Source organism: Mycolicibacter minnesotensis, assembly GCF_010731755.1.
GTDB lineage: Bacteria > Actinomycetota > Actinomycetes > Mycobacteriales > Mycobacteriaceae > Mycobacterium > Mycobacterium minnesotense.
On record NZ_AP022589.1, the window covers coordinates 3,300,457 to 3,319,157 of the forward strand.

The window sequence follows — 18,701 nt, forward strand, 5'->3', positions numbered from 1 at the left end:
GAAAGCGGAGGCGATCAGAGAGGGTTGAATCATGACGATGATTGATCCCGGCGCCGCGGTGCTGGTCACCGGCGGCAGCGGATATATCGCCAGCTGGATCGTGCGGTACTTGCTCGAGGACGGTCACACGGTGCGGGCCACGGTCCGCGATCCCGAGAAGCCGAACGGCCTCGAACACCTGCACGCGCTGGCGGCCCGACACCCTGGGAAGCTGAGTCTGCACCGGGCTGACCTGCTTGAGCCGGGCAGCTTCACCAGCGCAGTCCAGGGTTGCCAACTTGTCATTCACACGGCGTCGCCTTTCCTGCTGGGCGCCATCCGCGACCCCGAGCAGCAGCTGGTGCGGCCGGCGCTGGAAGGCACCCGCAACGTCTTGTCCGCTGTCGACGAAGCCCCTTCGGTGGCCCGCGTCGTGTTGACCAGCAGTGTCGCGGCCATCTTCGGTGACAACGCGGACATGTTGGGCAAGGACTGCTTCACCGAGGCGGACTGGAACACCACCAGCACTCTCGATCACCAGCCCTATGCCTACTCCAAGACGGTCGCTGAACGGGCGGCCTGGCAGATCCAGCACGCCCAGAAACGTTGGGACCTGGTCACGATTCATCCCTCACTGGTGTTGGGGCCGTCACTGACCACGGCCAGCGCATCGGGAAGCATGGACACGATGCGCCACTTCATCGACATGTCGATGGCGTTGGGTGCACCGGCACTGCAGATGGGCTGCGTCGACGTGCGTGACGTGGCTCGGGCACACATCACCGCCGGATACACGCCCGGTGCCCAGGGGCGCTACGTGGTGAACTCCGAAGTTGTCAGCATGCTCGAACTCAGCCGAATGTTGCAGCAGCACTTCGGATCTCGGCTATCTTTTCCGACACGCGAGTTGCCGAAGTTCCTGGTGAAGCTGGTGGCCCCAGCAGCGGGTCTCACCCGCCCGTTCGTCGAGCGCAACGTGGGCTGGCCGCTGTGCCTGGACAGTTCACGCTCGCGTGCCGAGCTGGCGATCAACTTCCGGGACGTCGACATCTCTGTTGTGGAGCATTTTCAGCAGATGATCGACGACGGAATGGTTCGCCGCTAACCCCACCGCAGCGAGCCCGGTTTACCGGTGGTTCAGTACGTGCGCTGGTAGATCAGCCAGCGCAACTCCATCGGGCTTTCCTCGCGGGTAGTACGGAACGCATCTTGTCCGCTCACCCATTCGATGTACCAGCTGGTGGGCGGCCACGCGCCGTCAGGCAGGTTCGCCTTTTCGTAGTCGTGCACGGACTCGTCGGACAGCAGTTGCAGCGGCAGACCAGCCGAAGCCGCCGCCATCTCGGTGCGGGTATACAGGCCTGAGTACACCTGCTGGCAGAACTCGCGGGCGGCGGCGTCGGGTTCGTAGCCGTCGTGCGCCAGGAAGCTGTTGAACACCAACCGCCCGCCCGGAGCCAGGCATCGAGCGGCGAGCTCGAACAGGCTGCGCAGCTCTGCCGTCGATCGGAAGTCGGTCAACACCTCAGACAGCACCATCATCTGGTAGTCGTCGCGCAGGTCGTCGGCGTGTTCGAACACATCCCGGACGATGACGCGGACGTCCAGGGACTCCGCCGCAGCGTCGGCCACGAGCATCTCGGCGAACTTCGGGGTCATCTCGACGACGTCGACCGGATGCCCACGGCGTGCCAGCGCCAGGGCGTTACGCCCGGTGCCTCCACCGATTTCGAGCACCCGATGCGCGGCAGGATTGGCGGCCTCGCTGGCCAGATTCCAGACCCGAGCGTCGGGTTCCGTGCCGAACAACGGTGGCTTCCGAGTGTCCAACCAGGCGGCGTAAGCGTCCGCGACGGAGTTCCACTGGGCGCGGACCGTGTAGTCCAGGGTGGGGCCGATCGGGGCGGTGTAGGAGATGATGATGTGGGAGCGCAGTGAGTGTGAGTAGGCCTCAGCCAGTTGGCCTTCCAGCACCTCTCTGAGGCGGTCGAGTTCGGCCTCGCTGAAGGGCTTGCCCAGCCCCGCGAACACCGCTGAACACATCGTGACGTATTCCTCGAGCATGCTCGGCATGGCCGGAAGTCGGATTTCACCGCTGGTCTGCGCGCGGGTGTAGAAACGCCTGACCATGGCCTCTTGGGCCGCCTTGGCGCGATCAATTGAGCTCACCGGAAAATCTTCCACAGACATCTTCTACACGATTGGCATCCGCTTCGCGGCAGCAACGCCACGTTGCATCCTCCGATGAGCGTAGTTGCATCGGTCGGCCGCGCCGAGCGGGAGCGGTACCACCAGTACGCTCGTGGCGGCCAGCAGCCCAAGTAAGCTGGCCTATCGTGCGAAAACGGCGGCTGGGAGTCATGGGTGGGACCTTCGATCCCATCCATCACGGACACCTGGTCGCGGCCAGCGAAGTGGCCGACCTTTTCGAGCTCGACGAGGTGGTGTTCGTCCCGACCGGACAACCCTGGCTCAAGGACCGCCGCGTCACCGCCGCGGAGGATCGCTACCTGATGACGGTGATCGCCACGGCATCCAATCCCCGTTTCTCGGTGAGCCGGGCCGACATCGATCGCGGCGGGCCCACCTACACCAAGGACACCCTGCGTGACCTGCAGGAACAGAACCCCGGCGCCGAGCTGTACTTCATCACCGGTGCGGATGCGCTGGCAACCATCCTCTCCTGGCAGGATTGGCCGGAGATGTTCGAGATGGCGCGGTTTGTGGGAGTGAGTCGACCCGGCTATGAGCTGAACGGCGATCACCTTGCGGACGCGCTTGAATCGTTGCCGCCGCACGCCTTGACGCTGGTCGAGGTGCCGGCGCTGGCGATCTCATCAACCGATTGCCGACGGCGCGCGGCAGAATCCCGTCCCATCTGGTACCTGGTGCCCGACGGGGTGGTCCAGTACGTCTCCAAGCGCTGCCTCTACCAACCGACCCCCGGAGATCACATATGACCGCGACACCCGAGGCCGTGCGGATGGCCACCGTGGCGGCCGGCGCCGCCGCGAACAAGCTGGCCGACGACGTCGTCGTCATCGACGTCTCTGCGCAGTTGGTCATCACCGACTGCTTTGTCATCGCCTCGGCGAGCAACGAGCGCCAGGTCAACGCGATCGTCGACGAGGTCGAGGACAAGATGCGCCTGGCCGGGTACAAACCGGCCCGCCGGGAGGGCACGCGGGAGGGGCGCTGGACGCTGCTGGACTACGTCGACATCGTCGTGCACATCCAGCATCAGGACGAGCGGGACTTCTACGCCCTGGAACGTCTGTGGAAGGACTGCCCGCTGGTTCCGATCGACCTGAGCAGCGAGGCGGCGTCGGGAGGGGACGCCTCGTGAGGGTGCGCAGGCTGATCCTGCTGCGCCATGGTCAGACCGAGTTCAACGCTGGTAGCCGGATGCAGGGCCAGCTGGACACGGTGTTGAGCGATCTGGGCCGCGCTCAGGCGGAGGCGGCGGCGGAGGTGCTGCGCAAGCGGCACCCGCTTCTGATCGTCTCTTCGGACCTGTGGCGGGCCTACGACACCGCGACCGTGCTGGCCGAACACAACGGATTGCAGGTCCGGGTGGACACCCGACTACGCGAGACACATCTCGGCGATTGGCAGGGGCTGACCCACGACGAGGTCGACGCCACCGCCCCCGGGGCCCGGCTGGCCTGGCGTGACGACGCCCGCTGGGCGCCGCACGGCGGAGAGAGCCGAATCGACGTCGCAGAACGCAGCGTTCCCCTGGTGCAGGAGTTGGTGGCCGGTGAGCCGGAGTGGGGGAGAGCCGATCACGCCGATCAGCCGGTGGTGCTCGTCGCGCACGGCGGGCTGATCGCCGCTCTGACCGCAGCCCTGCTGCGACTGCCGGTCGAGAACTGGCCTGCCCTGGGCGGGATGGCCAACGCCAGCTGGACGCAGCTCAGCGGTTACTCGGGTGAGTCGGATGCCGGCTCGGATTCAGACCAGGACGACTTCACCGCAGTCCGTTGGCGGCTAGACGTGTGGAACGCCTCAGCACAGGTGGCCAGCGATGTCCTCTGACGCGCGGACGCCCGCGAACCGGCGCCCCACGCTGTTGGTCTTCGCCGATTCGCTGTCCTACTACGGTCCGACGGGCGGCCTGCCCGCCGACGATCCCCGGATCTGGCCGAACATCGTTGCCAACCAGCTCGACTGGGATGTCGAACTCATCGGCCGGATCGGCTGGACCAGCCGCGACGTGTGGTGGGCGTCCACCCAGGACCCGCGCGCGTGGGCTGCCCTGCCCCGGGCGGGCGCCGTCATCTTCGCCACCAGCGGGATGGACTCGTTGCCGTCGGTGTGGCCGACAGCGCTGCGCGAGTTGATCCGCTACGTGCGGCCGTCCTGGCTGCGGCGGTGGGTCCGTGACGGTTACGGCTGGCTGCAGCCCCGCTTCTCGCCGATGGCGCGGGCCGCACTGCCACCGCATCTCACGGTTAGCTATCTCGAGATGACCAGGGGAGCGATCGATTTCAACAGGCCGGGAATTCCCATTGTGGCCTCCTTGCCGTCGGTGCACATCGCCGACACCTATGGCCGAGCCCACCAGGGGCGGGAGCCCACAGTGCGGGCCATCGCAGCCTGGGCGCAGGAATACGACGTTCCCCTGGTAGACCTCAAGGCGGCGGTTGCCGATGAGGTGCTGAGCGGCAGGGCCAATCCGGACGGCATCCACTGGAACTTCGAAGCGCACCGGGCGGTCGCCGATCTGATGCTTAAGGCGCTCGTTGAGGCCGGCGTCCCCGGTCCGGCGGTATGAGCGGGCGATGAGCGTCGTCGTCGTCACCGACTCGTCGGCGTGCCTTCCCGCCGAGCTGCGTGACCAGTGGGCCGTTCGCACAGTTCCGCTGCACATCCTGCTCGACGGAGCCGACCTGCGTGACGGTCTCGACGACGTTCCCGAGGACATTTATGCGCGTGAGCGCGTCACCACCGCCGGTGCAGGCCCGGAGGAATTGGCTGCGGCCTACCGGAATGCGCTCGCCGACAGTGCCGGCGCCGGAGTAGTGGCAGTGCACATCTCCTCGGCACTGTCCGGGACCTTCGGCACCGCCCAGCAGGCCGCCATCCAATTCGGTCCTGGGGTGCGGGTGATCGATTCGAGATCGGCGGCGATGGGCACGGGTTTCGCGGCATTGGCCGCTGCCCGGGCCGCTGCCGCAGGCGCCGATCTAGCCGGCGTGGCCGCCGCGGCGGACGCGGCGGTGCAACGGGGCCACGCCTACATGGTGGTGCAACGGTTGGACAATCTGCGGCGCAGCGGCCGGATCGGCAGCGCGGCGGCCTGGTTGGGGACTGCACTGTCGCTGAAGCCGCTGCTTGCGGTCGAAGACGGCAAGCTCGTTCTGACGCAGCGCATCCGCACTGTCGGCAAAGCGGTGACCGCGATGATCGACCGGGTATGCGATGTGGTCGGGGATAGATCGGCTGCGCTGGCGGTGCATCACGTGGCCAATCCGCAGGGAGCCCACGACCTCGCGGATGCCTTGGCGCAGCGTTTGCCGGCCTGTGAGCCGGCAGTCATCACCGGCCTGTGCCCCACGCTGGCCCTGCATGTGGGCGCCGGTGCGGTCGCGGTGTGCGTCGATGTCGATCCGGTGCGGGACTGAATGCGTGGCACTGTGCTGCGCAGCCCCGAATGCAGACTCGATGTAGGGCTGTGGCACCTCGAGTTCAGCACCAACCGCAGGACTTCAGTAGCATTGCCGCTGATGCACGCTCTGGGAAATATCGTCCGATTCGGTGCAGTGGTCATCGTGGCAGCGCTGGCGCTGTCCGGCTGCAGCAGTAATGGCAGGCCGGGCTCGTCGTCGGAGGAGTCGGCCGCTCCCGAGACGTCGTGGACACGCCCCGACGCGCCACCGGACCCGCTCACTTTGCTTCGCGCTGGTGACCTCGCCGTTTCGCAGGTCCCCGAGAGCGTGTTGACCTTCATCGAGAGCCAGACCAGCGACGCCGGTACCTGGAAAGCCAGGGTGGTCACGCCGGACGGTACCGAACATCAGCTCAAGATCGCCTCCGATGGAGTGACGGTGCTGGTCGGTCCTGACACGACCGAGGACAACGACGCGGACAAGGCCAAGCGCCGCGCCAACGTGGACGGCACCCACTTGGACTACCGCGGCGCCGTGGACCGAGTACTGCGTGCAGTGCCCGACTGTTCGATCACCGAGTTGAGCCTGCTCGATATGAACGGCACCGTTGTCTGGGAAGCCGACGTATGGGACGCCGAATTGGCCGAGCGAGAACTCACGTTGGACGCGGCGACGGGCAACGTCACCGGCAATCGTCAGGTCTGACTCGCGCCGGCGCGTCCGGTGACCGGCGGCAGGTCTGCCAGGGTGACGATGCCCGGTTCGGCCGCGACCACCGACGGGACGGCGTTGGTCACCGGCATGGCCGTGTAGATAGAGCCCAATCCGTTGAAGTTCGGTTCGCTCCAGTCCTTCGGCGGAAGACAGTTGATCACGGTGCGCATGTTCGGCAGCCCGAACACCTGAATGACGTGGCCGTGCGCCACGGGCTTGGGCGGTGTGACCTGATTACCCATGATCCAGTTGAAGCCGACGCTGACCACATTGCGGTCGCCCACCCAGCCCCGGTGGTAGCCGAAGACGCTGCCCACAGTGCCGGCCGGGATCTTCATGAAGCCTAGATCGCTGTCACCGCTCGCGGCGGTGAACTGCACGTCGAAGGTGATGCGATCCAATTGTGCGCCGATCGCATCGGCCATCATCGCCGCCGACTCGGCGAACACCTCGCTTTCGAGGCGGACGCTTTCGGCCAGCCCGGGGGTTTCGGGGTCCTGAGCGAAACCCATGGCCGCCATGGTGGCTGCCGACTCATACGTCGAGCAGTCCACCGATTCGGTGATCCGGATCTCGTCGACTCGCTCGCACGCCCCGGACAGCACCATGCCGACCATGTTGGTCAGACCCGGGTGCGCGCCACTGCCGAACATGGTGGAATTCCCGGCCCGGCAGGCGTCCTCGATACGTTTGCGGTCCTGCGCGCTCTGTTTGCCGCCGGTGATCCAGGCTGCGGTTGAGCACACGTTCACACCCGACTCCAGCAACCGGACCAATTCGTCGATGCTCGGCCACAGCGGGTTGTAGCAACAGGCGTCGGGGCGCAGTGCGATCAGAGCCTCGATGTCGTCGGTGGCGGTGATACCGGTGGGCTCCGGCCATCCCGCCAGCTCGGCGGCGTCCACACCGATCTTGTCCTTGCCGTGGGCGTAGACACCGACCAGCTCCATATCGGGCCTACCGATGATGGCGTGCAGCGAGCGTTGCCCGATATTTCCGGTGGTCCATTGGATGACGCGAAGTGGGCGGTCGGAAGTGGGCATCATGCTCCTCGGTGATGGGCGTACCCACATTATTGGGGTGCGGTCCACGAGCGTTTATGGCAGCCTCGATCGGCGTGACCGGCACCGTATCCCCACCAATGACCCTGCGGACCGCCACCGATGGCGATTGGGCTGCGATGGCAGTGCTGGGCGCCGTCGGCTTCGGTGAGGACTGGGACGCCGAATCGATGGCCGCCTGGCGAACGCTGAGCGCCCCGGACAGGTCCCTGGTGGTCTGCGACGGCGACACCGTCGTCGGCATGTCGGGCTATCTCGATATGGAGCTGACCGTGCCCGGCGGTGCGGTGCTTCCGGCGGCTGGGATCAGCTACGTCGTGGTGGCACCCACCCACCGGCGCTGTGGCGTCCTGCGAATGATGTATGACGAATTACACCGGCGCATAGCTGATTCGGGCTATCCAATTGCGGCGTTGACTGCCAGCGAGGGCGGCATCTACGCCCGGTTCGGCTATGGCCCCGCGACTATCGATCAGCAACTCACCATCGACCGGCGGTTCGCCCAGCTGCACCCCGACGCACCCGACCCCGGCGGGGTACGGCTGGTGAAGGCCGCCGACAGCGGCGCCGAGTTCGCGGCCATCTACCAGCGATGGCGCCGGCGAGTCCCGGGTGGATTGGCTCGCCCTCAGGCGCTCTGGGATGACCTGCTCGCCGATCGGGAGAACACCCGAGAAGGCGGCACCGAATGGTTCGCGATGCTGCACGCCGACGGCTATGTGCTCTACCGCGCACACGGTGAGCATCCAAAAACGGTGCGAGTCGGTGAATTCCGCGCGGTCACACCTGCCGCCCATGCCGCGCTGTGGCGAGCGCTGCTCGGCCTGGATCTGATGGGCAATCTCGTCATCGAGACCTCACCCGACGACCCGATGCCGTACCTGCTGACCGACACCCGGTTGGCCACCACGACGGGGCGGACAGACGCACTGTGGCTGCGGATGATGAACATCCCCGCGGTGCTGAAGGCTCGCCGCTACAGCTCGGAATCAGCTGAGTTAGCCGTCGTCATGGCGGTGCATGACGGATTCCGCGGCGACGGTGGACGATTCGCCCTGACCATCAGCGAGGGAGTCGCCGACTGCGTGCCGACCCAGGCCGAGGCCGAGGTGGAGCTTGGCCTCGACGTCCTAAGCAGTCTGTACCTGGGTGCGCACCGGGCTTCGGCGCTGGCCGCGGCAGGCAGACTGCGCTGTCGGGACGACGCCCTGGTCCGTCGATTGGACGCCGCGTTTGTCACCGATGTGGGCGCCCAGATCGGCTACCACTTCTGAGGGCTACAGCTTGGCCAGGCCGTAGCCGCCCACGTTGTCGATCAAGACGTGCAGCTGATCCTGCGATGAACCCAGGGTGTGCTCGATCGCGGTGAGCCGGGCCGCAAAGTGGCCGACCGGGTATTCCCAAGTCACGCCGATCCCGCCGTGCAGCTGGATGGCCTCCTGAGCGATGTGCCGCCCGGACCGGCCGACCTGCAGCTTGGCGCGCGCCGCGATCACCGGGTCGTAGTTGTCGTCGGCGAGCGACATCGCCGCGTACATGCTCATGCTGCGCGCAAGCTCCAGGGACACGTACATGTCGGCGGCCCGCTGCGTCAGGGTCTGGAACGTGTTGAGCGTGACCCCGAACTGCTTGCGTGTCTTGAGGTAATCGGTGGTCAAGCGCAAAGACTCTTCCATGGCCCCCACCGCCTCGGCGCACAGTGCCGAGGAGATACGGATGAGCGCGCGTTCGATTGCTGCTGTGGCGTCGGTCGGCTCGCCAAGCGCGGTGGCCGGGGTGTCGGCGAGGTCGATCTGGGCGCCGCGCTGACCGTCGAACGTCCGGTAGCCATGGCGGGTCAGGCCGTCGGCGCTGCCGTCGACCAGGAACAGGCCCGTCCCGCCGTCCGGCAACGCGGCGCTGACCACCAGCGTGTCGGCGCGATCTCCGGTCAGGACGGGGTTCTTGCGTCCGCTCAGCCGCCACGAGTCGCCCTGCGCGACGGCCGTTGTGGCCACCGTCCCTGTTGTACCGCGCATCCCGGGCTCGGTGTGCGCGAAGGCCAGCACATGCTCGCCCTCGGTTACGGAGTCAAGCAGTGCACGCTGCTGCGCGTCACCGCGCTCGACGATCAGCGCGCCCGGTCCGAGTGCTCCGTGCACGACGGGTTCCGGGGCCAGCCGGCGACCGAGCTCGGTGAGCACCACCATGATCTCCAGCGGGCCCGACTCCTCCGGGTCGAAACCCAGACCGAGAATGCCTACCTCTGCCAGCTGATTCCATACCTCGGGGTTGAATCCGGGTTCGGTCTCGATGACCTTGTTGCGAGTCTCGGTGTCGTAGCCCGACAACATCGAACGTGTGGTGTCACGCAGCAGAACCTGCTCGTCGCTGAGTTGAAAGTCCATGGCCGTCATACCTCCTAAAGGCCGAGAATGGTCGACGCGATGATGGTGCGCTGAACCTCGTTGCTACCGCCGTAGATCGAGGTCTTGCGGTAGTTCAGGTACCTCGGTGCCGCATCCTGTGCCCAGGCGGGCGTGCCGATGCCGTCTCCTGCCTCGAACGGCAGCGCATCCGGGCCGGCCAGTTCCACGAACAGCTCGGTGGCAGCCTGCTGCAGCTGACTGCCCCGCAGCTTGAGCACCGACGAGGCCGGGCTCGGCTTGCCGTCGGCGGAATCGCTGGATACGCGCATCTGGGTGAGCTCCAGCGCCAACAGATCGTTCTCGAGTTCGGCGACCCGCGCCGCGAACAGCGGATCGTCGAGTGCTCCCAGCGCCTTGGCGCGTTCCTTCAGTTCGGCCACGCGCACCTTGGTGTGAGTCACCCCGGCGATACCGGTCCGCTCATTGCCCAGCAGGAATTTCGCGTAGGTCCAGCCGTGGTTCTCCTCGCCGACCAGCTGGTCAGCGGGCACCCGCACGTCGGAGAAGAACACCTCATTGACTTCGTAGCCACCGTCGATCAGCTTGATCGGTCGCATGGTGACACCTGGAGTGTCGACCCGGAACAGTAGGAAGGAGATACCGGCCTGCTTCTTGGGTGCCTGCGGATCGGTGCGTACCAGGCAGAAGATCCAGTCGGCGTACTGGCCGAGCGTGGTCCAGGTCTTCTGGCCGTTGACGATGTAGCTGTCACCGTCGCGCACCGCCGTGGTGCGCAGGCCGGCCAGGTCGGAGCCGGCTTCGGGCTCGGAAAAGCCCTGGCACCACCAGATGTCCAGGTTGGCGGTGGCGGGCAGGAAGCGTTCCTTGATCGCCTGGGAACCGAATTCCGCGATCACCGGCCCGACCATCTTCGCGTTGAAGGTCAGCGGTTCGGGCACCGAGGCCAGGTTCATCTCGTCGTGCCAGATCTGGTGCTGGGTCGGCGTCCAGTCCTTGCCGCCCCACTCGACCGGCCAGTTCGGTACCGCAAGCCCGTTGGCATTGAGGATCCGCTGGGTGGTGACGATGTCGTCGGGGAAGATCGAATGGCCGGCATGACTGCGTTCGCGGATGTCAGCGGGGATCTCGGTGGTGAAGAAGGTGCGCATTTCATCGCGGAATGCGGCCTCCTCCGTGGTCAATCCCAGTCTCACGTCGACCTCCCGGTTGGTTGGGTGAAATCACGGTTGGTATGCACCCTAATCGGCTCTCCCGTGGCGCTGTGGGGGAGGGCTTAGCGTGGGTGTTTGCAGTCAGGGTGGGCTCAGACGGCGATGTCGGACGCGACAGCTAAGGCGTGGCTGAGCCTCCTGCCGCAGGTGGTTGCACACAGTCCCCCGTTGATCCACAGACCCTTCTGGATCGTGCGCTGGACGAGCCGCTCGGACGGTCCCAGCACCTACCGTCGGCACATGGCAACAGAACTACCTGGTGAGCGGCTGCAGCGTCGACTCGGCCTGCTGCCGGAACCCGAGCACGGCGAAGACCCCGCGCAAGCAGATACCGAAGCCGATCCGAATTCGTTGCTGCCCCGCTGGCTGCCCGACGGCACAGCCGATGCAGGCTGGCTGGCCGCAGTGCGGGCCGATCCGGGCCGGGCCGGGGCGTTGGCCCTGGCGCTCATTGCCGCGGTGGCGGTGCTCGTCACCGTGTTCACCGTGCTGCGCGATCAGCCTGCGCCGGTGACCAGCGCCAAGCTGCCGCCGGTAGAGATGGTTGCGACCGCCAGCCCGCGCACCGACGACGCCGCTGACGTCTCCGCGGCGGCGCCGGCAGAGCAGGTCGTGGTCAGCGTGGTCGGGCTGGTGCACAAGCCTGGGCTGGCGACACTGTCGCCCGGCTCACGCATCGCCGATGCACTGACGGCGGCCGGCGGGGCCCTCGACGGCGCGGACACCATCGGCCTGAATCTGGCCCGGCCCGTGACCGACGGTGAACAGATCGTGGTCGGCCTGGCACCGCCGACTGGGCTGCCGGTGCTGGGCAGTTCGGTAGGGGCAGGGGCGCCGACCCCAGAAGCGCCCCGCACCAGCACCGCCCCCGCCGGTCCTGAGCCCCCATCTGGTGAACGACATGAGCCGGTCAACCTCAACACCGCGACAGTGGAGCAGCTCGACGCCCTGCCCGGGGTGGGGCCGGTGACCGCGGCGGCGATCGTGGCCTGGCGCGACAGTCATGGGAAGTTCACTCGGGTTGATCAGCTTGGCGACGTCGACGGGATCGGCCCGGCGCGGCTGGACAAGCTACGCGCCCTGGTCCGTGTCTAGGCGTGACGTCACCAGCTGCCGCGCCGGGGCAGGCGACCCGGCTCGATATTCGGCTGGTACCCGCGGCACTGGTCGGTTGGCTTGTCACCGCGGCCGGCATCCAATGGCGGATGGGTGCCACGCTGGCGGTCCTGTGCGCAGTGCTGGGCGTTGGCGCTGTCGCGCTGTGCCGGTACGGCGGGCGGATCGGGCAACCCGGCTGGCGGCTGGCGGGTGCGGCGGCTGCCGCGGCGTCGGTGACTGGGGTGGGCTTCGGCTGGGCCGTTGCACTGCGTACCGCGGCAGTGGAGCAGCACCCGATCACCGCGGTGTTCGGCATGACGGCGTCGGTGGCGGTCACCCCGACGGAGAGCCCGTTGCCGGCCGGATCCCGACGGGTGATGTTCCGTGCCAACCTGCGTCGCCTCGACGAGGCTGCTGCCACGGGCCGGGTGGTGGTGTTCGCCTCCGGCTCGGATTTCGGTGAGGTGATGGTCGGTCAGCCGATGGCGTTTCGCGCCCGAGTCTCCCGCCCGGCTCGCCGTGACCTTTCGGTGGCAGTGCTTACGGCCGGCGGGGCCGCGATGCGCGGGCCGCCCGGACCGGTGGCGCGGGCGGCGCATCGGGTCCGGAGCCGGTTCGCGGACGCTGCTGTGCGAGTACTCCCCGCCGAGCAGGCCCGAATGCTGCCCGCCCTGGTGTTGGGCGACACCTCGGCGATCACCGCGTCCACGGGGCGAGACTTTCGCGCCGCGGGGCTCACACACCTGATGGCGGTGTCCGGCGCCAACGTGACGATCGTCTGTGGCGCGGTGTTGTTCTCCTCGCGGCTGATCGGTCCGCGGATGGCGGCAGTGCTGGCCGCCGTAACGCTGGTGGCGTTCGTGATCATCGTGCAGCCGACGGCCAGTGTGCTGCGGGCGGCGGTGATGGGCACGGTCGCACTGTTGGGTGTGCTGTCCGCGCGCAGCCGTCAGGCGGTGCCGAGCCTGGCTGCCAGTGTGCTGGTGCTGCTGGCCTTGGCCCCACACCTGGCTGTCGATATCGGGTTCGCGCTGTCAGTGGTGGCTACCGCGGCACTGGTACTTCTTGCTCCGGTGTGGACAGCGCGATTGGTGGCCCGTGGGTGGCCCCGGCCGTTGGCGGCCGCACTGTGTGTTGCGTGGGCTGCCAATCTGGTGACCGCGCCGCTGATCGCCGGCATCTCCGGGAGGCTAAGCCTGGTCAGCACCCTGGCCAACCTGGTGGTGGCGGCGCTGGTCGCACCGATCACGGTGCTGGGCAGCGCGGCGGCGGTGTTGTGCGCGTGGTGGCCGACGGGCGCGGAGCTGCTGATTCGGTTCACCGGACCAGAGCTGTGGTGGGTGTGCCACGTCGCGCAGTGGGCGGGGGCCGTTCCGGCCGCCACCGTGTCGGTACCTGCGGGCGGGGCCGGAGTCGCCGGGGTCGGCGTCGGTGCCGTCATGGTGGTGGTGGGCTGGCGGTGGCGCTGGTGCCGTCGGGTGCTGGCCTGCTCGGCACTGTGCCTGCTGGCGTGGTCTGCCACGCAGATGTTGACCGCGTGGGCGGGTGTCGGCGCATCGTGACACGATTGCCGGGTGGGCCAATCGGTTTCGCCGTTGCATCTGATCCTCGGCGATGAGGAACTGCTGGTCGAGCGGGCTGTTGGCCAGTTGGTGGCCGGTGTGCGCGCGCAGGCCGGCAGCACTGACATCCCGGTCGACCGGTTGCGGGCCGGTGAGGTCGAGGCGGGTGAACTCGCTGAGCTGCTCAGTCCGTCGCTGTTCGCCGACGAGCGGGTGGTTGTGCTTGAGGCTGCGGCCGAAGCGGGAAAAGAGGCTGTGGCGCTGATCGCCGCCACCGCCGAGGACGTGCCTTTGGGCACCGTGCTGGTGGTGGTGCACTCCGGCGCGGGACGGGCCAAGGCGCTGGCCGGACAGTTGCGCGAACTCGGCGCGCAGGTCCACGCCTGCGCCCGCATCACCAAAGCCTCGGAGCGGGCCGACTTCGTCCGGGCCGAGTTCCGCGCCCTCAAGGTCCGAGTCGACGACGCATGCGTGACGGCGCTGCTCGACGCCGTGGGCTCAGACATCCGTGAATTGGCGTCCGCGTGCTCGCAGTTGGTCGCTGACACCGGCGGAAACGTCGACGCGGTGGCGGTGCGCCGCTACCACAGCGGCAAAGCCGAGGTGAAGGGGTTCGACGTCGCCGATCGGGCCGTCGTGGGCGACGTCGCCGGTGCTACCGAGGCCCTGCGCTGGGCGATGATCCGGGGTGAGCCGCACGTAGTGCTGGCTGACGCGCTGGCCGAGGCGGTTCACACGATTGCCCGGGTGCGGTCCAAGTCCGGAGATCCCTACCGGTTGGCCGGTGAATTGGGGATGCCACCCTGGCGGGTACAGAAGGCGCAGAAGCAGTGCCGGTACTGGTCGCCGGAGTCTGTTGCGGCCGCGGTCCGGCTGGTGGCGGCCCTCAACGCCAACGTCAAAGGTGCGGCGGCCGACGCCGATTACGCCTTGGAGGCCGCGGTCCGCGGGGTCGCCGAGCTGGCCGCCCGCTGATCGCGGGCAACACAAAGGCCCCTGTTCGCCGATGCGATCAGGGGCCGAAGTGTACGGATAACCCGCCGAGTCAGAGCTGGTTGAGCGCCTTGGCCAGTGCCGACTTCTTGTTGGCGGCCTGGTTCTTGTGAATGACGCCCTTGGTGGCGGCCTTGTCCAGCTTCCGGCTGGTCGCGGCCAGCAGCTCGCCGGCCTTGTCCTTGTCGCCGGCTGCGGCGGCCTCGCGGAAGGCACGGATCGCGGTGCGCACCGCCGACTTCACCGACTGGTTGCGCAGCCTGGCCTGCTCGTTGGTCCGGTTGCGCTTCACCTGCGACTTGATGTTGGCCACGGAGTAATTCCTTCGCAAAAGCTTGAGTTGGGTTTGCCTCCCGACGCGGGAGCAACAGCTGTTCAGGGTAGCAGCTGGTCTGGCAACTCCCCAACTCGCCTCAGCGGCGGGCGGTCACCTCCACGCGATGCAAGTCGTTGCCCAGTTCGATCGGGCCGTCGAATTCGGCGGCGGCCAACGCCCGCCACTGATCCTCCTGACCGGGCACGAGGGCGGGCACGTAGTGGGTCAACACCAGGGTGCCCACCCCTGCCCGGCTGGCGGTCTCGGCTGCTTGAGCCACCGAGGAGTGGTAGTCGCAGATGTCGCGGATCCGCTGTTGGGGCAGTGCCTCGATGAGGTCGTTGCGGATCACCGTGTGCACCAAGGCGCCGGCCCCGAGGGCCAGCTCGTCGAGACCGGCACAGGGCACGGTGTCGCCGGCCATCACCACCGAGGCGGTTCCATCACCATCGGTGTGCTCGATCCGGAATCCGATGGTCGGCGTCACCGGACGGTGGTCGGTGGGCGCCACCGAGATGCGCACTGCGTCGCGATCCCAGACCTGACCCTCGGTGTGCTCCTGCACGTCGACCGGTGGCGGGGCGTTCAGATCGTCGTGGTGGGCAATGCGGTAGCCGATGTCTCGGCCGAACGCTCGCAGGGTCGCCTCCACGACCTCGGCCGTGCCGGGCGGCCCGATGATCGGCAACGGGGGAGCGTCGGGGGTGAAGGTCGTGACCCAACGAGTGATCAGCAGGTCACCCAGATCGGCAATGTGATCGCTGTGCAGGTGTGTGAGCAGCAGTGCAGACAGGCTGCTGGCGGAGGCTCCCGCTGCCGCCAGACGTTGGAGCACCCCCCGCCCGCAGTCGACCAGCAGTTGCTGGCCGCCGGCCCGGATCAGGGTCGAAGGTCCGGCGCGGTTCGGGTCGGGGATCGGGCTTCCGGTCCCCAGCAGGGTGATCTCGATGGTCATGACGTCACATATGCCACAGATGTGGGCTCGATGCCAGGCGATCGGCGGAGTTTTGTTTTCGGCGCCCCCTGTTCCGCCCAATGGCCTAGCCTGGTGTGAAGCAGATCACTGCGGCGGGAGGCTTCGATGCGGATCGCGGATGTATTGCGGAACAAGGGTGCGGCGGTGGTGACCATCCACCCCGACGCCACGGTCATGGAATTTCTTGCGGGCCTGGCGGAGCACAACATCGGGGCCATGGTGGTGATCGGAGGCGACGGGCTGGAAGGGTTGGCCTCCGAGCGTGACGTGGTTCGCCAGCTGAACGTCCACGGCGCCAGCCTGCTGGCTCGGCCGGTATCGGCGATCATGACGCGGCTGGTGGCGACATGCAGCAAGACCGACTCCGCCGATGACGTCAGCATGCTGATGACTGAGCAGCGAGCCCGTCATATACCGGTGCTCGAGAACGGTCGACTGGCCGGGATCGTCAGCATCGGCGACGTAGTCAAGTCGCGGATGGAGGAGTTGCAGGCCGAGCATGCTGCACTGCGTTCCTACATCAGTCAGGGCTAGTCAGCTCCACGAGTAGTCGCCGCGAAGGCGGCCGGCCACCACCTCGAAGACCGAGCGGGCCAGGATCGCGCCCTCGCGACGAATCGATTCCTCGGGCACATCGAGTACCCGGTCGAGCCGCACCCAGCTGAGCCGGTTGCAGTCGTCCCAGCTTCCGGCGCCGATACCCACCCAATTCGTATCCTCGGCGTGCCGCTGCTGGCTGGACAGCATTAAGCCCAACAGTGTGTCGCGGTCGCGTCCGACCACCAGCACCGGCCGGTCTTTGCCCTGTTCTGGTTCGTCCTCGTAGGCCACCCAGGTCCAGACGATCTCGCCGGGGTCGGCGCGGCCGTTGAGGTCGGGTGCGTAGACGATCCGGCGCGCGCGGTGCGCGGTGGGCATGCTGTTCTCGGTCACGGGGCGCCCCGCTGGGATCGGAGTCGCCTCGGCTGGGGAGCCGTTGAGGATGTCCAGTCCTATCTTGATGCCCTGTTCGATGCCGCGCTGGATGCGCTGCTGTATCGCCGGCGCCTGCTCGAGTTGCCGGATAAACCGGGGGGCTTCGTTGAACACCAAGTTCTCGGCAAAGCGCTGCACCGTCTCCCATGGAGTCTTCCGCGGGGAAGCCATGTTCGCAGCATAGGCGACGCGTGTGCGAGCCGGTCATCTGTTGACGCGTGCGCACCGGGAAATCGCCAGGAAACTGTTTGAAAACTGATGTGGCGCTTGCATTGTCCCTAGAGCCATATCGGCGTAGGGTCATCAGAATAATTGTTCACATGGGGGTCGCTGCAAGGCTGCAGGAACGCGCGGCGGGGAGGTTTCGGTTGGTGACTCCAGGATCGCTCGCCTGAGCGCGAGCCCCGGCCAGCAGCACGCTGATTCTTCACTGCCAGTGGAGCGAGATCATGACTCAACAGGACAGCCTTCGCGGTGGGATCGCCGTCGGGGTGACCGCCCTGGCCGTTCTTTCCGCGGCCGCAGTGGGAGTGATCGGCATCGCCGACCACTCCGACCGTGTCGCCCAGCGGGACATCACCCTGGTCAGTGCGGTCGACTGGGCCCAGCAAGACATCTTCGAGGTGCCAGTTGGTCCAGACCAGAACCGGCTCCTCGACGACGTCGCGCTGCAGCAGAGCAGCTACTCATGGGCACTTGAATCCGTGGCCAACGGAGACTTCGGACTGCCCGACGACTCGCTGTTGTTCGTTGGCGCCGCCGGTGACCCGACGGAGGGCCTCTTCAACGTGTCGTCCTCCCGGTTCGCCGAGGCCGATCTGGTGGACCAGGCGTTGATGCAGGCTCAGCTGGACCATCTACTCGGGCTGAACCAGGGCCTTGATGCCGGCGGCTACGCATCGGCCATTGACCTGCAATTCTTCGACGATCTCAATGGCGCCAGCATGGCACCGGACTCGGCCCTGAGCGCCGGCATCGCCAACCTGATCGAACCCAGCGCCCTCGCCGGCGCGGGCGGCTTCCAGGAAACCCTGTTGTCCGTCCAGGGTGACCTGATGCAGGCAGCTTGGGCTGGTCTGTTCGGCATCTTCAGCGTCGCCGACGTGACTCCGTAAGTACGCCGATGTGTCGCCGGTAAGTGAACCTTGCATTTAATCACAGATCTCCGTTAGATTTAACGACACTTGCAGCAACGCTGCTGGGGGGAACATCCGAGGGCGGTTGGGGAACCGGCCATCGGAAAGCCGTTGTGAATGTCCCGTGGGGGGAATGGATATGCGAAAGTTTGGCGTGCTGAGCGGCATTGTCGTCGGAGCGGCCATCGCGGTGGCACCGGCGGCGGCCGCCGACGACGACTCTGCCGGTGTCGACTTCAGCGGGGTCCTGGCGAGTCAGATCCAGTCGATGAATTTCTTGTTCGAGTCGCAGGCCACCCTGGCCGGCGTCGGCGACAAGGTTATCGACGTCTCTGACTCCAACCCATTTCTCACCATCGCCCAAGAAGACGTCAACGCCGCATTAGGGGCGATGCTCTACGGCATTAACTGGGAAGACGAGATCTCCGCGGAACCGGGCGCCTACAGCCTGTTCAACGGCGCGTTGACGCAGTTCATCGACAGCAACAACGTGCTGCTGTTCGCGATCCTCAACGGCGGCGACCAGATCGATTTCGAGGACGCCGCTGACTATCTGTTCGGATCCGATGCCGCGATCACCGCCGGTCTGGCCGGCGACAGTGCCTGGGAAGACGCCGCGCTGTTCTTCCAGGCGGGCATCGCCGACATCGGCGGTTACTTCGCGATCGACGTGTAATTGGCGTTCGGAAACGCAAACCC

21 protein-coding genes are annotated in these 18,701 nt (G+C 66.9%); 14 read left to right on the forward strand and 7 right to left on the reverse strand.

The features are described 5' to 3' along the window. Positions 1–31 precede the first annotated feature (31 nt). The gene (locus tag G6N09_RS15285) at positions 32–1,084 is read left to right on the forward strand and encodes an NAD-dependent epimerase/dehydratase family protein (protein ID WP_083022282.1); all 1,053 of its coding nucleotides are present in this window, start codon (positions 32–34) and stop codon (positions 1,082–1,084) included. A gap of 32 nt (positions 1,085–1,116) precedes the next feature. Here the strand turns inward: G6N09_RS15285 and G6N09_RS15290 are convergent, their stop codons facing one another. Then, positions 1,117–2,169 carry a class I SAM-dependent methyltransferase gene (locus G6N09_RS15290; protein WP_275985420.1) on the reverse strand — a complete coding sequence of 351 codons (1,053 nt, stop codon included), beginning with the start codon at positions 2,167–2,169 and terminating at the stop codon, positions 1,117–1,119. 170 nt (positions 2,170–2,339) lie between these two features. Between G6N09_RS15290 and nadD the strand changes: the two genes are divergently transcribed. The 6 genes from nadD (at position 2,340) to G6N09_RS15320 (ending at position 6,296) form a co-directional block, all read left to right on the forward strand. Beyond that, complete coding sequence (nadD, locus tag G6N09_RS15295; RefSeq protein ID WP_234806872.1) at positions 2,340–2,939, forward strand: nicotinate-nucleotide adenylyltransferase; 600 nt, start codon at positions 2,340–2,342, stop codon at positions 2,937–2,939. Further along, positions 2,936–3,325: a ribosome silencing factor gene (rsfS, locus tag G6N09_RS15300; protein WP_083022289.1), complete on the forward strand. Its 390-nt coding sequence runs from the start codon at positions 2,936–2,938 to the stop codon at positions 3,323–3,325. The genes nadD and rsfS overlap by 4 nt, the downstream gene beginning before the upstream one ends. After that, positions 3,322–4,017 (forward strand): glucosyl-3-phosphoglycerate phosphatase, encoded by a 696-nt coding sequence (gene gpgP, locus G6N09_RS15305; RefSeq protein ID WP_083022292.1) that lies wholly within the window; start codon positions 3,322–3,324, stop codon positions 4,015–4,017. The genes rsfS and gpgP overlap by 4 nt, the downstream gene beginning before the upstream one ends. Further along, positions 4,007–4,756: a diglucosylglycerate octanoyltransferase gene (gene octT / locus G6N09_RS15310; protein WP_083022294.1), complete on the forward strand. Its 750-nt coding sequence runs from the start codon at positions 4,007–4,009 to the stop codon at positions 4,754–4,756. Before gpgP ends, octT begins: the two co-directional genes overlap by 11 nt. 7 nt (positions 4,757–4,763) lie before the next feature. Continuing rightward, on the forward strand, positions 4,764–5,606 hold the full coding sequence (locus G6N09_RS15315) for a DegV family protein (protein WP_083022296.1): 843 nt from the start codon (positions 4,764–4,766) through the stop codon (positions 5,604–5,606). Between the two features lie 102 nt (positions 5,607–5,708). Next, positions 5,709–6,296: a PepSY domain-containing protein gene (locus tag G6N09_RS15320; RefSeq protein ID WP_133053061.1), complete on the forward strand. Its 588-nt coding sequence runs from the start codon at positions 5,709–5,711 to the stop codon at positions 6,294–6,296. On the opposite strand, the gene G6N09_RS15325 is transcribed toward G6N09_RS15320, so the two are convergent. Further along, complete coding sequence (locus G6N09_RS15325; RefSeq protein ID WP_179959914.1) at positions 6,287–7,348, reverse strand: NAD(P)H-dependent amine dehydrogenase family protein; 1,062 nt, start codon at positions 7,346–7,348, stop codon at positions 6,287–6,289. The genes G6N09_RS15320 and G6N09_RS15325 overlap by 10 nt on opposite strands. A 98-nt stretch (positions 7,349–7,446) precedes the next feature. Here G6N09_RS15325 and G6N09_RS15330 point away from each other — a divergent pair, with 98 nt between their 5' ends. Further along, the gene (locus G6N09_RS15330) at positions 7,447–8,640 is read left to right on the forward strand and encodes an enhanced intracellular survival protein Eis (RefSeq protein WP_083022302.1); all 1,194 of its coding nucleotides are present in this window, start codon (positions 7,447–7,449) and stop codon (positions 8,638–8,640) included. A 3-nt stretch (positions 8,641–8,643) separates the two neighbouring features. On the opposite strand, the gene G6N09_RS15335 is transcribed toward G6N09_RS15330, so the two are convergent. Both G6N09_RS15335 and G6N09_RS15340 read right to left on the reverse strand, forming a co-directional pair. Then, the gene (locus tag G6N09_RS15335; RefSeq protein WP_083022489.1) at positions 8,644–9,753 is read right to left on the reverse strand and encodes an acyl-CoA dehydrogenase family protein; all 1,110 of its coding nucleotides are present in this window, start codon (positions 9,751–9,753) and stop codon (positions 8,644–8,646) included. Between the two features lie 14 nt (positions 9,754–9,767). Continuing rightward, entirely contained in the window at positions 9,768–10,928 is a 1,161-nt protein-coding gene (locus tag G6N09_RS15340) for an acyl-CoA dehydrogenase family protein (protein ID WP_083022304.1), read from the reverse strand. 258 nt (positions 10,929–11,186) lie between these two features. On the opposite strand from G6N09_RS15340, the gene G6N09_RS15345 reads away from it, so the two are divergent. From G6N09_RS15345 to holA, 3 genes are read left to right on the forward strand one after another with little or no spacing between them, the layout of a single operon-like run. Next, positions 11,187–12,041, forward strand: coding sequence for a ComEA family DNA-binding protein (locus G6N09_RS15345; protein WP_083022306.1), 855 nt, complete (start codon positions 11,187–11,189; stop codon positions 12,039–12,041). A 47-nt stretch (positions 12,042–12,088) separates the two neighbouring features. Beyond that, the gene (locus G6N09_RS15350; RefSeq protein ID WP_083022490.1) at positions 12,089–13,606 is read left to right on the forward strand and encodes a ComEC/Rec2 family competence protein; all 1,518 of its coding nucleotides are present in this window, start codon (positions 12,089–12,091) and stop codon (positions 13,604–13,606) included. Between the two features lie 12 nt (positions 13,607–13,618). Beyond that, positions 13,619–14,581: a DNA polymerase III subunit delta gene (gene holA, locus G6N09_RS15355; protein ID WP_083022307.1), complete on the forward strand. Its 963-nt coding sequence runs from the start codon at positions 13,619–13,621 to the stop codon at positions 14,579–14,581. 70 nt (positions 14,582–14,651) lie between these two features. Here holA and rpsT read toward each other — a convergent pair whose 3' ends face one another. Both rpsT and G6N09_RS15365 read right to left on the reverse strand, forming a co-directional pair. Beyond that, positions 14,652–14,912, reverse strand: coding sequence for a 30S ribosomal protein S20 (gene rpsT / locus G6N09_RS15360; RefSeq protein WP_083022308.1), 261 nt, complete (start codon positions 14,910–14,912; stop codon positions 14,652–14,654). 100 nt (positions 14,913–15,012) lie between these two features. Further along, entirely contained in the window at positions 15,013–15,870 is an 858-nt protein-coding gene (locus G6N09_RS15365; protein WP_083022309.1) for a ribonuclease Z, read from the reverse strand. 126 nt (positions 15,871–15,996) lie between these two features. On the opposite strand from G6N09_RS15365, the gene G6N09_RS15370 reads away from it, so the two are divergent. Continuing rightward, positions 15,997–16,425 (forward strand): CBS domain-containing protein, encoded by a 429-nt coding sequence (locus G6N09_RS15370; protein ID WP_083022310.1) that lies wholly within the window; start codon positions 15,997–15,999, stop codon positions 16,423–16,425. Here G6N09_RS15370 and G6N09_RS15375 read toward each other — a convergent pair whose 3' ends face one another. Next, positions 16,426–17,037 carry a type II toxin-antitoxin system PemK/MazF family toxin gene (locus G6N09_RS15375; RefSeq protein ID WP_083022311.1) on the reverse strand — a complete coding sequence of 204 codons (612 nt, stop codon included), beginning with the start codon at positions 17,035–17,037 and terminating at the stop codon, positions 16,426–16,428. A gap of 278 nt (positions 17,038–17,315) precedes the next feature. Here G6N09_RS15375 and G6N09_RS15380 point away from each other — a divergent pair, with 278 nt between their 5' ends. Next, the gene (locus tag G6N09_RS15380; RefSeq protein WP_083022312.1) at positions 17,316–17,981 is read left to right on the forward strand and encodes a hypothetical protein; all 666 of its coding nucleotides are present in this window, start codon (positions 17,316–17,318) and stop codon (positions 17,979–17,981) included. A 160-nt stretch (positions 17,982–18,141) separates the two neighbouring features. Then, positions 18,142–18,678, forward strand: coding sequence for a hypothetical protein (locus tag G6N09_RS15385; protein WP_234806858.1), 537 nt, complete (start codon positions 18,142–18,144; stop codon positions 18,676–18,678). Positions 18,679–18,701: the final 23 nt, after the last annotated feature.